At 71.4% G+C, this 11,893-nt stretch carries 11 protein-coding genes and 1 pseudogene; 9 read left to right on the top strand and 3 right to left on the bottom strand.

The features are described from left to right. Nucleotides 1–61: 61 nt before the first annotated feature. Nucleotides 62–1,012, top strand: coding sequence for an ABC transporter ATP-binding protein (locus ACGFYU_RS20595; protein WP_393828723.1), 951 nt, complete (start codon nt 62–64; stop codon nt 1,010–1,012). Nucleotides 1,013–1,052: 40 nt separating this feature from the next. Next, nucleotides 1,053–1,871, top strand: coding sequence for an ABC transporter permease subunit (locus tag ACGFYU_RS20590; RefSeq protein WP_393828722.1), 819 nt, complete (start codon nt 1,053–1,055; stop codon nt 1,869–1,871). A 92-nt stretch (nt 1,872–1,963) separates the two neighbouring features. On the opposite strand, the gene ACGFYU_RS20585 is transcribed toward ACGFYU_RS20590, so the two are convergent. After that, a complete protein-coding gene (locus tag ACGFYU_RS20585; RefSeq protein ID WP_393828721.1) occupies nt 1,964–2,623 on the bottom strand; it encodes a response regulator in 660 nt (219 codons plus the stop codon). 181 nt (nt 2,624–2,804) lie between these two features. On the opposite strand from ACGFYU_RS20585, the gene ACGFYU_RS20580 reads away from it, so the two are divergent. From ACGFYU_RS20580 to ACGFYU_RS20555, 6 genes are all read left to right on the top strand, one after another. Further along, nucleotides 2,805–3,029: an MbtH family protein gene (locus ACGFYU_RS20580; RefSeq protein WP_382644160.1), complete on the top strand. Its 225-nt coding sequence runs from the start codon at nt 2,805–2,807 to the stop codon at nt 3,027–3,029. Between the two features lie 25 nt (nt 3,030–3,054). Further along, nucleotides 3,055–4,452, top strand: a complete 1,398-nt coding sequence (locus ACGFYU_RS20575; protein WP_393828720.1) for an MFS transporter — start codon at nt 3,055–3,057, stop codon at nt 4,450–4,452. A 19-nt stretch (nt 4,453–4,471) separates the two neighbouring features. Then, complete coding sequence (locus ACGFYU_RS20570; protein ID WP_393828719.1) at nt 4,472–5,515, top strand: MupA/Atu3671 family FMN-dependent luciferase-like monooxygenase; 1,044 nt, start codon at nt 4,472–4,474, stop codon at nt 5,513–5,515. Nucleotides 5,516–5,689: 174 nt separating this feature from the next. Further along, nucleotides 5,690–6,628, top strand: a complete 939-nt coding sequence (locus tag ACGFYU_RS20565) for a TauD/TfdA family dioxygenase (RefSeq protein ID WP_393828718.1) — start codon at nt 5,690–5,692, stop codon at nt 6,626–6,628. A gap of 37 nt (nt 6,629–6,665) precedes the next feature. Next, nucleotides 6,666–7,457, top strand: a complete 792-nt coding sequence (locus tag ACGFYU_RS20560) for a 4'-phosphopantetheinyl transferase family protein (RefSeq protein ID WP_393828717.1) — start codon at nt 6,666–6,668, stop codon at nt 7,455–7,457. 11 nt (nt 7,458–7,468) lie between these two features. Next, nucleotides 7,469–8,236, top strand: a complete 768-nt coding sequence (locus ACGFYU_RS20555) for a thioesterase II family protein (RefSeq protein WP_393828716.1) — start codon at nt 7,469–7,471, stop codon at nt 8,234–8,236. A gap of 111 nt (nt 8,237–8,347) precedes the next feature. On the opposite strand, the gene ACGFYU_RS20550 is transcribed toward ACGFYU_RS20555, so the two are convergent. Together ACGFYU_RS20550 and ACGFYU_RS20545 are read right to left on the bottom strand one after the other, a co-directional pair. Further along, a complete protein-coding gene (locus tag ACGFYU_RS20550) occupies nt 8,348–10,171 on the bottom strand; it encodes a BTAD domain-containing putative transcriptional regulator (protein ID WP_393828715.1) in 1,824 nt (607 codons plus the stop codon). Nucleotides 10,172–10,404: 233 nt separating this feature from the next. Further along, nucleotides 10,405–10,725 (bottom strand): annotated as a pseudogene (locus ACGFYU_RS20545) (chorismate mutase); the annotation flags it as partial. Nucleotides 10,726–11,040: 315 nt separating this feature from the next. Between ACGFYU_RS20545 and ACGFYU_RS20540 the strand changes: the two are divergent. Next, nucleotides 11,041–11,862 carry a BTAD domain-containing putative transcriptional regulator gene (locus ACGFYU_RS20540; RefSeq protein ID WP_393828714.1) on the top strand — a complete coding sequence of 274 codons (822 nt, stop codon included), beginning with the start codon at nt 11,041–11,043 and terminating at the stop codon, nt 11,860–11,862. Nucleotides 11,863–11,893: the final 31 nt, after the last annotated feature.

Here is an 11,893-nt window from a genome sequence, read left to right as displayed (position 1 = left end):
TGAGGTCATCGGAAGCCGCCGGCCGCCGCCCGACGGAAGCCAGACGAGAGGAACGACTCACATGATCACCCTTCAGGGCCTGACCAAGCGCTACGGGGACAAGACCGCGGTCGACGATCTCTCCCTGGAGATCATGCCCGGGAAGATCACCGGGTTCCTCGGTCCCAACGGCGCCGGCAAGTCGACGACGATGCGGATGATCCTCGGGCTGGACCTGCCCACCTCGGGCCAGGCCCTGGTCAACGGCCGTCCGTACGCCCAGATCCCCAACCCCCTCTGCGAGATCGGCGCCCTGCTGGACGCCAAGGCCGTCCACCCCAGCCGCAGCGCCCGCAACCACCTGCGGGCCATGGCCCTCAGCCACGGCCTGCCCCTGAGCCGGGTCGAGGAGGTGCTCGACGCGGTCGGCCTGGCGGATGTCGCCGACCGCAAGGCGGGCGGCTTCTCGCTCGGCATGGGACAGCGCCTCGGCATCGCCGGCGCCCTCCTCGGCGACCCGCAGGTGCTGATGCTGGACGAGCCGGTCAACGGACTGGACCCGGACGGCGTCCGCTGGATCCGCCAGTTCCTGCGCTCGCTGGCGGCGGAGGGCCGCACGGTCTTCATCTCCAGCCACCTCATGAGCGAGATGGAGCTGACCGCCGACCGCCTCATCGTGATCGGCAAGGGCCGCCTCATCGCCGACACCGGCATGGAGGAGCTCCTCGCCAGCCACGCCGGCGGCACGGTCCGCGTCCGCGGTCCGGAGAGCGGCGCCCTGCACGGCCTGGTGAGCGCGCTCGCCGGCTACGCGGCCGACGTCCAGTGGGCGGGCTCCAACGAGCTGATCGTCTCGGGCGCGACCGTCGAGCAGGTCGGCGACCTGGCCCACGAGATGGGAGTGCGGCTGCACGAACTGCGCGCGGTGGAGGCCTCGCTGGAGCAGGTCTACATGGAACTGACGGCGGACAGCGTCGAGTACGGCAACTCCGCCTTTCAGCAGCACACCGCCGCGACCGCGACCCGCGCCTGAGCCCCCCGCCCCCCGCACACCTCCCGAGAAGGCGATCACCATGACCGCAACCACCCCTCTGGCAACCCTCACCACCACCCGGACGGACTCGGGCCTGCGGGGCGCGATCGCGGCGGAGTGGATGAAGCTCCGCTCCCTCCGCTCGACCCTCTGGTTCGTCCTCGGCTCCGTCGCGAGCATGGTGCTGATCTCCCCGTTCGCCGCGATGACGATGACCTCGAACCTGAAGGGCGTGGCGGGCGCGGAGGACTCGATCGACGCGGCGAGCATCGGCGTCAGCACCATCAGCTACTTCATCATCTTCATCCTGGCCTCCCTGGCGATGCTCTCCGTGACCAGCGAGTACTCGACGGGCAGCATCACCACCACCCTGAGCTGCGTCCCCGACCGCCGCCGCGTGCTGCTGGCGAAGGCCGCGGTCACCGGAGCGGTCTCCTTCGTGGTCGGCGTCGTCGTCGCCGCCCTCGGCGTCCTCTTCGGCGGCACCATGCTCGACGAGTACGCCCACTACAGCGGCGAGATCGTCTTCCAGGTCCTGGCCACCGGCGTCTTCCTCGCCGCGATCAGCGTCCTGACCATCGGCCTCTCCGCGGTCCTGCGCAGCGCCGCCGGCACCATCGTGGTCCTCTTCGCCCTGTTCCTCGTCATCCCGATGCTCCTCCAGGGCATCGGAGAGGTCGTCAAGAGCCTCGACTTCCTCGCCGACATCGCGGAGTACTTCCCGAGCCAGGCCGGCGCCCACTTCGCCCTCAACGACACCGAGCCCTTCGGCCCGTTCGTCGGCTTCCTGGTCGTCGGGGCCTGGGCCGCCGCCGCCCTCTGGCTGGGCATCACCACCATCCGCAAGCGCGACGCGTAACCCGCCCCCGACTCGGCACGCGAGGCCGGGAGTCGCCCCCCAGGGGCGACCCCGGCCTCGCCGCCGTCGTGCGGCCCGGAACCGGGCGGGCGTCACACCTGGGGCACCAGTCCCGCCTCGTGCGCGACGATCGCCGCCTGCACCCGGTTCTTGACCTCCAGCCGGGTCAGGATCGCGCTGACGTACGCCTTCACCGTTCCCTCCACGACGAACAGCCTCCGCGCGATCTCGGCGTTGGAGCACCCCGCCCCGAGCAGCGCGAGCACCTCCCGCTCCCGCCCCGACAGCGCGGCCACCCGCTCCTGCGCCGCCATGCCCCGGCCGACGTCCCGCGCCCCCAGCAGCCGCATCACCCGGTGCGCGATCTGCGGAGACAGGAACGACGCCCCGTCCCGCACCGCCCGTACGGCCGTCAGCAGGTCCTGCGGGTCACCGGACTTGAGCAGGAAGCCGCTCACCTCCCCGGCGAGCGCGTCGACGATGTACTTGTCCTCGGAGAAGGTGGTCAGCATCACCACGGCCGTCCCCGGCACCAGCCGCCGTACCTCCGCGGCCGCCGTCAGCCCGTCCATCCGCGGCATGCGGATGTCCATCAGCACGACGTCCGGCCGGTGCCGCGCGGCGAGGTCCACGGCCTCCCGGCCGTCCCCGGCCTCCGCCACGACCTCGACGTCCTCGGCGGACTCCAGGATCGCCCGGACCCCGCCCCGGATCATCGCCTCGTCATCGGCCAGCAGTACTCGGATCGTCACGCAGCCCCTCCGGATGGATCGGTGGATCCGTACGTCGCCGGATCTATAGGAACGCTGTAGGCGGCTGCCGCAGATTCATCGTGTGCCGTACGCCGCCGCCACGCGGGCACGCGCCAATCCTCTCCCACCGGCGGCCCGTACGGGACGTCAAGAATCCGACCGAAGCTGACCGAGGTGTGACATGTCGAACCCGTTCGAGAACGAAGAGGGCCTGTACCTGGTGCTGGTGAACGACGAGGGCCAGCACTCCCTGTGGCCGTCCTTCGCCGAGATCCCGGCCGGCTGGACCACCGCCCACGGCGAGGCGGACCGCCAAAGCTGCCTCGACTATGTCGAGACCAACTGGACGGACATGCGCCCGGCCAGCCTGATCCGGGAGACGGAAGCCGCCGCCGCGGCCGCCTGACCTCCGGCAGCGAGGAATGGACACCGTGCCCGCGACGCCGGCGGCCCCCGCCGCCCAGCAGCCCCCCGCCCAGGCGGCGCCCGTACCGCTCTCCCGGAACAGGGACTTCCTGCTCCTGTGGAGCGGCCAGTGGACCGCATTCTTCGGTACCAGGATGAGCGCCGTCTGCTACCCCCTGCTGGCCCTGTGGGCGACCGGCGGATCCGCCTCCGCGGCGGGGCTCGTCGGCTTCGCGGCCCTCGTCCCGAACCTCCTCCTCCAGCTCCCGGCAGGCGTACTCGCCGACCGCTGGGACCGCCGCAAGACCATGATCGGCTGCGGTGCGGGCCGCCTCCTGGCCCTGGGCAGCCTGGCCGCCGCCCTGCTGGCCGGCACCCCCCGCCTCGCCCACCTGATCGCGGTCGTCTTCGTCGAGAGCGCCTTCGCCGTCGTCCACCAGCTCGCCGAACGCGGAGCGGTCCACGCCCTGGTCCCGGCGGAGCAACTCGGCGCGGCCATGGCCCAGAACGAGGCCCGCGGCCGCGCGGCCGGCCTGCTCGGCGCACCCGCCGGCACCGCCCTGTTCACCGTCGTCCGCTGGGGCCCCTTCATGACGGCGGCGATCGGAGCCGTCGTGGCCGTCGTGACGCTCCTGTTCATCCGCACCCCCCTCCAGGGCTCCCGCACCGCGGCCCCCGCCCGGCCGCTCGCCCAGATCGCGGAGGGCTTCGCCTGGCTGCGCGGCCGCCGGTTCCTGCGTACGGCCGTAGGCCTGGTCGCGCTGGGCGGAGGGCTCTTCCAGATCCTGTCCCTCGCCGTCGTGGTGCTGCTCGTACGCGACGCCGGGCACTCCGAGTCCGTCGTCGGCGTCGTCTTCGCGATCAGCGGGGCCGGCGGGCTCCTCGGAGCCGTGGGCGCCCGCTGGTGGATGGAGCGGATCTCGCTGCCCGCGCTGCTCATCGGCGGATTCGCCGCCTGGTCCCTGCTGATCCCCGTGATGGCCATGACCACCGAACCGGTCCTCATCGGCGCCGCGTTCGCCCTCATGAACCTGGTCGGAGCCGTCTTCGGCGTGGCCGCGTCCGTCCACCAGATGTCGACCACCCCGGACGAGATGCAGGGCCGGGCAGGCGCCACCTCCAACCTGCTCGTCTCCGGCGGCGCCTCGCTCGGCGCACTCGGCGGCGGGTTCCTCCTGGACGCCTGGAAGGCCTCCGACAGCGTGCTCGCCGTCGCCGCGGGCATGGCCCTGCTGACCCTGACGGCCGCCGCACTGCCCGCCGTACGCAGAGGGAGCGACGCACCCGGCGACGCATTCGGCGACGCACCCGGCGACGCACCCGGCGAGGCACTCGCCCCCGCACCCGGCGACGAACCCGCACCGGAAGACCCGGCCGCGAACCCCGCCGCACGGCCCACGGCACCCGCCGACCACCTCACGTAGCCCCACGGGAGAAGAACCGATGGACCTGAGCCTCTTCTACTTCGCCAACGACAGCACCGCCGCAGGCGAGAGCGGACGCTACGAACTCCTCCTGGAGGGCGCCAAGTTCGCCGACCGCAACGGCTTCGCGGCCGTCTGGACCCCCGAGCGGCACTTCCACCCCTTCGGCGGCGCCTACCCCAACCCGGCCGTCCTCGGCGCGGCCGTCGCCGCCGTCACCGAGCGCGTCGCCATCCGCGCCGGCTCCGTCGTGGCCCCCCTCCACCACCCCCTGCGCATCGCCGAGGAGTGGTCGGTCGTCGACAACCTCTCCGGCGGCCGCGCGGGCCTCGCCTTCGCCTCCGGCTGGCACGCCGTCGACTTCGCGCTGCGCCCCGAGACCTACCCCGAGCGCCGCCAGAACGTCCTGGACGCCATCGGCCAGGTCCGCCGGCTGTGGCGCGGCGAGAGCCTGGAGGCCGTCGACGGGCTCGGCCGGCCCGTGACCGTCCAGTCCTATCCGCCGCCCGTCCAGCGGGAGGTGCCTGTCTGGGTCACGAGCGCACGCGGCATCGAGACCTTCCGCGCGGCCGGCCGCCTCAAGGCAGGCCTCCTCACCCACGTGCTCGGCCAGAACCTCGACGAACTCGCCGAGAAGATCGCCGAGTACCGCCGCGTCGCCGCGGCCGAGCACGACGGCTGGCCCGGCCACGTGGTCCTGATGCTGCACACCCTCATCGGCGAGGACTCCGACGCGGTGCGCGAGCAGGTGCGCGCCCCGTTCTCCGAGTACCTCAAGAGCTCCATGCACCTGATCGCCCGCTCCTTCGTCGGCGACGCCGTCGACCTGGACGACCTCAACGAGGCCGACATGGACTTCCTCGTCGCCCGCGCCTTCGACCGCTACTACCGGGAGGGCGCCCTCTTCGGCACCGTCGACGAGGTCCTCCCGATGGTCGAGCAGGCCCGCGCGATCGGCGTCGACGAGATCGGCTGCCTCATCGACTTCGGCATTCCGACCAAGGAAGTCCTCGCCGGACTCGAACACCTGGGCCGGCTCAACGAGCGCATCACCGCGAACTGACGCCCCGCCGGCCTCATCCGGCACGCGCTGCGCGTCCCTGCACCGGCAGGGGCGCGCAGCTTTTCGCGTCACCGCCGGAAATACGGACGCACCCTCCTATATAGAGCGCCCATGGCGTTCCCGGGGGACGCCCCGGGAGCATGGGAAGACTAACCGAATCAAGAGAGGTGAAGAATGCCGAACACCGATGTCTGGACACCGCTGGAAATCGAACCAGAGGGAATCGGCGGCCCGGAGGAACTGATCGAAAGGCTCGTGGAACTCGGCCCGGAGAGGCTTTCCGAACTCCTCGTCCAGGAAAAGGGCCTGGTATTCCGGGGCTTCGACGTATCGCCCGAACGCCTCGACGACGTCCTCGGCCTGCTCCTGCCGAACCGCCTCGCCTACGTCCACGGCAACTCCCCGCGCACCAAGGTCGGCGGCAACGTCTACACCTCCACCGAATACCCCGCCGAGTTCACCATCTCCATGCACAACGAGATGAGCTACGCCCACTCCTGGCCCACCCGCCTCGCCTTCTACTGCCAGGTCCGCCCGGGCGGCGGCGGCGCCACCCCCGTCGTCGACGCGGCCCGCTGGCTGCGGTCCCTCGACGACGAGGTCCGCGAGGCCTTCGCCGACGGCGTCCGCTACGTCCAGTACCTGCACGACGGCTTCGGCCTCGGCAAGAGCTGGCAGGACACCTTCGAGACCACCAACCGCGAGGACGTCGAGGTCTTCCTCGACGGCACCGGCGCCGAGTGGGAGTGGAAGGCCGACGGCGGCATCCACGTCACCATGGTCCGCCCCGCGACCCTCAAGCACCCCGACACCGGCGCCGAGGTCTGGTTCAACCAGGCCGACCAGTGGCACCCCGCCGGCCTCGGCGACGACACCGCGGCGGCCCTCGCCCAGATCCTCCCCGCCGACGAGCTCCCGCAGAACGTCACCTTCGCCGACGGCAGCCCCATCCCCGAGGAGTACGTCACCCAGATCCGCGACCGCGGCCTCCAGGAGGCCGTCGACGTGGACTGGGAACAGGGCGACGTCCTGCTCATCGACAACGTCCTGCTGGCCCACGGCCGCCGCCCCTTCACGGGCGACCGCCGGATCCTCGTGGCCATGTCGGACTGATGCCCCACCCCACCACCGACCCGTCAGGAAGTGGCCCATGAACGGTGCCTCCTACCGCACGCTCCGCGAGACGGACGCCGTGCACGTCTGGCAGGGCGAAGCCTCCGACCTGCCCGAGCCCGGCGCCATGGAACTGCTCTCCGAGGACGAACGCGCCCTCGCCGCCCGCCGATCCCAGCGCGCGGGCACCCGCTACGCCAACATCCACGCCGAGGTACGCCGCATCCTCGCCCGGTACCTGGAGACCGGACCCCGCGAGATCCGGCTGGGACGCCAGCACTGCCCGCGCTGCCCCGACCCCAGCCACGGCCGCCCCCAGGTGGTCTGGCCGCCGACCGGACTCGACTTCAACCTGTCCCGCTCCGGCCGGCACTGGCTCCTCGCCGTCGCCGCCGACCGCCAGATCGGCGTCGACATCGAGGACCCCAGGCTCCTCGACGACTTCACCGGCACCTCCCTCTTCGTCATGTCGGAGGAGGAGCTGCGCTACCTGAACGGCCTGCCCGACGAGGAGGCCCGTACCGAGGCCTTCTTCCGCGGCTGGACCCGCAAGGAGGCCGTCGTCAAGGCGAGCGGCGTCGGCATCGTCGCCGACCTCAGCACCGTCGACGTGCAGCCCCGGCGGACCTCGCCCGTCGTCGTCCACCACGCCGAACCCCGCGGCCCGGACACCTGGGTCGTCCAGGACCTGCCGCTGGGCCCCGACCGGTACGCGGCCCTCGCCCGCGAGGCCGACAGCACCGGGCCGGTGATCCTCATCGGCACCTCGGCCCACCCCGGAAGCTACCTCCGCCTGCCCTCCCCGTCCGCCCTCGAAGCCGCCTTGTAAGGAGGAGATCCATGGCGCACGACGACAGCGCCGGAGCCCGCTGGCTCCGGCTCACACCCGCGGGGTACCGGCCCCGGCTACGCCTCGTCTGCTTCCCGCACGCGGGTGGCGCGGCCGGCTTCTACCGCGACTGGCCGGCCCTGATGCCCGCCGGCGTCGAACTCGTGGCCGTCCAGTACCCCGGCCGCCAGGACCGGCTCACCGAACCCCGCATCGAGTCCATGGAGGAGATGACGGCCGGGATCACCGGCGCCCTGCTCCCCGTCCTCGACACACCGGTGGCCTTCTTCGGCCACAGCATGGGCTCGGCCATCGCCTACGAGACGGCCCTGCGCCTCGAACGCCGCCACGGCGTCGTCCCCGTCCGCCTCTTCGTCTCCGGCCGCGGCGCCCCCCACGCCGAACCCGCCGGCGAGACCCACCTCGGCACCGACGACCACCTCGTCGCATCCGTACGGGCCCTCGGCGACCTGGACGCCGGCATCTACGACGAACCGGAACTGCGCGACCTGCTGCTGCCCACCCTGCGCAGCGACTACAAGCTCATCGAGACGCACAGCCCGGACCGCCCCGTACCCGTCTCGGCGCCCGTCAGCGCCCTCGGCGGGGACGACGACCCGGGCTGCGCACCCGACGAACTGCTCTCCTGGAAGGAGGTCACGACGGCCCGCTACGACCGTCGCGTCTTCCCGGGCGACCACTTCTACCTGGCCGCCCACCGGGCCGACGTGGTCGCCCACGTGACGTCCGTCCTGCGGCTCCACCCGCAACTGGTCTGACCTCACGGCCCCTCCTCCCACACCATCCGAACCGAACAACCGGACATCTCTTCCGCTCCACCGACTCCGCCCTCCGCCGTCCCACCGGCGCGAGGGCGGTTCGGTGCGCCCTCACCCCATGACCAGCTCCGCGGCGGCCCTCGCCCGCGCGAACAACCCGACCAGCTCGTGCAGTTCGTAGGTGGGCGGCACGCCCGGCTCCCCGTCGTCCCATACGACGAGCAGCCCGTGGTCGACCAGACCCTCCAGCCCGCGCTCCACGACGGCCTCCGCGAGCCCCAGCTCGTCCGCGACCCGCGCCGCCGAGAACGACCGTGTGCCGCCCCCGATCTCCGGCAGCCGGTGGAGCAGCTCCCGCCGCTCCGGCCGCAGCTGCCGCAGCGACAGCGACAGGCTCTGCGGTACGGACAGCCCGCGCGCCTGGAGCTCCGCCAGCCGGCCCGCGGGATCGGCCAGCCGGGTCGCGAGCTGCGCGAGGGACCACTGGGGCCGCGCGGCGAGCCGGTTGCCGGCGATCCGTACGGCCAGCGGCAGCCCGGCGCAGAACCGGGCGATCTCCCGTGCGGCGGCCGGCTCCGCGGCGATCCGCGCGGGGTCGACGGCGGCGCACAGCATCCGCAGCCCCTCCTCCGGGCCGAGCGGCGACAGCACGAGGGTGTGCACCCCGCCCACCGGCCCCAGCGCGGTCCGGCTGGTGATCAGCACGGCCGGCTCCGGCGCCCCCGGCAGCAGCGGCCCGAGCTGCAGCTCGCTGACCACGTTGTCCAGCAGGATCAGCAGCCGCTTGCGCGAGGTCCGGGTCCGGTAGAGCCGGATCAGCTCGTCCAGATCGGTTTCCCCCACGTCCGCGGCGAGCGAGTCGCCGAGCGCCCGCAGCAGCCGTACGAGCACCTCGCGGGGGTCCCTCGGCGAGCCGTCGGAGTGGCTGAGGTTGACGTACAGCTGCCCGTCCGGGAACTGCTCCAGGCAGTCGTTGGCGGCCCGCACGGCGAGCGCGGTCTTCCCGCTCCCGGCCATGCCGGTGATGAGGAAGCGCCGCGCGTGCCACGAACGGGCGCCCTCGGCGGCGGGCAGCAGCCGCCGCAGCTCGGCGAGTTCGGCCTCCCGCCCGGTGAAGTCGGCGATGTCGGGCGGCAGCATGGCCGGCGGCGCGCTGTGCACCGCCGGCGCCCGCACGGCGACCCGTACGGCCTCCCCCGCGCCCTCCAGCTCGCCGGTCAGCACCCGCTGGTAGGTGGCGGCCAGGGCCTCCCCGGGATCGACCCCGAGCTCCTCGGCCAGCGCCTTGCGCCCGTCGTGGTAGGTCGTCAGCGCGTCGGCCTGCCGCCCGCACCGGTACAGCGCGGTCATCAGCTGCGCCCGCATCCGCTCCCGTACGGGGAACCGGGACACGAGCCCGGTCAGTTCGGGGACGATCTGCTGGTGCCGGCCGAGCGCCAGGTCCGCCTCGATCCGGTTCTCGGTGGCGGCGGCCCGCGCCTCCTCCAGCTGCGGCAGTTCGGCGTCGGTCAGGAACTCGGTGACGTTCGACAGGGCGGGCCCCCGCCACAGCTCCAGGGCCCCGCGCAGGAAGCCGTCGGCCTCCTCGTGGTGCCCGAGCTCCAGGGCTTCGCGCCCGAGCCGCGCGAGGCGCTCGAACTCGACGAAATCGATCGCCGCGTCCCCGGTGTGCATCGCGTATCCGGGCTGCTGGCGCACGATGCTGATGCCGTCGCCGAGCTGCATCCGCAGCCGCGAGACGTAGGTGTAGATCTGCGCGTTCATGGTGGCGGGCGGATTCCACCCCCACAGCAGATAACTCAGCCGTGCGTCGGAAACCACCCGACCGCGGGCCAGGAGCAGGGTCGCCAGTACGGTATTGACCTTCGTTCCGGAAAGGGCGACGCGTTTCCCGTCCCGCCGGGCTTCCACCGGTCCAAGAATCTGGAGTTCCATGCTTTTCCCCGTTCGGTATTCCTTCCGACGGAGACAAGTCTTGGCCCTGGAGATCGCTCCTGGCAGCATCCGCGACTGTCAGGACATTGCGGTGGCAACACCCTGCCAGCTCCCGATGAGGAATATAGAATTCACATGCGATACGGGTGGGGCTGCACCGGACCCAACTGCAAGCAGCCCGGGGGCGCGCGGTGTTCCGCGCACCCCCGGGCTGCAGTCCGATGAACGGTGGGTCAGGCGGCCGCGCCGCCGGAGCGCACCCCCGTCGATCCGCGGCAGAACTCCAGCAGCGCCAGGGCCATGGTCCCGCCGGGCCGCCCCAGGCGGTCGGCGTAGCGCTTGATGATCACGTTCTCGCGGCCGAGCTCGGTCCGGCGCCCGCCCGAGGAGATCCGGGCGCGCTGGACGGACTCCGAGAGCCCCTGGCGCCGTTCGAGCAGTTCCAGGATCTGCGCGTCGAGCACGTCGATGGAGCCGCGCAGACCGGCGATGACGTTCTCGGCGTCGGTCGGGGCGGCAGAGGGCAGCGTCCGCTGGGTCATGTGTGTCTCCTTGTCGGGGGGATCATCCGTTGACGGCGCCCCGGCCGGGTGGCGACGACACCTTCGCCGACGGACCTATAGCGGTCCTGTAGATCCCCGCCCCGCGCGAATGTTTCGGGTGAGTCCGGTGAAGAAAAAATAAGCATTTCTTTTATGCATGGATGGATACTGGCCAATGGTTGACAGTGTGCAGTTGGCCTGATGTAGGATGTTTTGGCATGCCGTAAGTCGCACATGCGCAACTTTGTCCGCGCATTCATCCACCTCCCCCCACGAACGGCCCTGGCTCATATTCGGCGGCTTGCGACGGCCTATTTTGGAGTCTGAATGGACATCGGAATATTAGGTCCTCTTCACATATCGAACCACGAGCCGCCGAGATACATCGAACTCGCCCCCAAGCCTCGTACCGTCCTCGCCCTCCTGCTGGCAAATTCGGGTGGAATAATCCCCGTCTCCTCCCTGGTGCGCGAGGTGTGGGGCGATGCCCCGCCGGCGAGCGCCCTGCGCAACATCCAGACCTACGTGCTCCAGTCGCGCAAGGTGTTGGCCCAGGTGGCGGCGGCTCCCGTGCGCGTGGTGGCCGGCGAGCTGCTCCTCACGCGGCCGGGCGGCTACACCTTCAGCGACACGGCCGGGCAATTCGACTACCGGTGTTATCTGGAGCTCGCCGAATCCGGCCGCAGAGTCATAAGGGAAGGCGCTCTGACCGAGGGGATCGACTTACTCTCGCGGGCTCTCGCGACCTGGCGCGGGCCCGCATTCGTCGACACCCTGACCGGGCCCGCGCTCGAATCCCAGAGGCTCCAGCTGGAAGAGTCCAGACTGGGTGTCATAGAGATCCTCTCGGAGGCCCGCATCCGTGTGGGCCACTATCACGAGGCCCTTTCCGACCTGGCGGTCTCCGTCTCCGAATACCCCCTGCACGAGGGGTTGCATTACCAGTACATGCGTGTTTTGGACATCGTCGGCTCCAGGGCGCGAGCCCTGGAGGTCTTCAGCCGGCTCCGGCTGAATCTGGTCTCGGAACTGGGCATCGAGCCGGGCGCTCCGGTGCAGCAGTTGCAGCACCGGATCCTCAACGCCTGGGACCTCGACGACGCCGCCCCGTACGCGGCGTCGGCGGGCCGGATGATGCCGGTGGTCTAGCGGCCGCCGGAACCCCTCACCAGAAGAACAC

Origin of the sequence: Streptomyces sp. NPDC048337 (assembly GCF_043201175.1) — a bacterium.
GTDB lineage: Bacteria > Actinomycetota > Actinomycetes > Streptomycetales > Streptomycetaceae > Streptomyces.
Note: the sequence above shows the minus strand (reverse complement) of the source record. Positions and strands in the feature narration are given on the sequence as shown.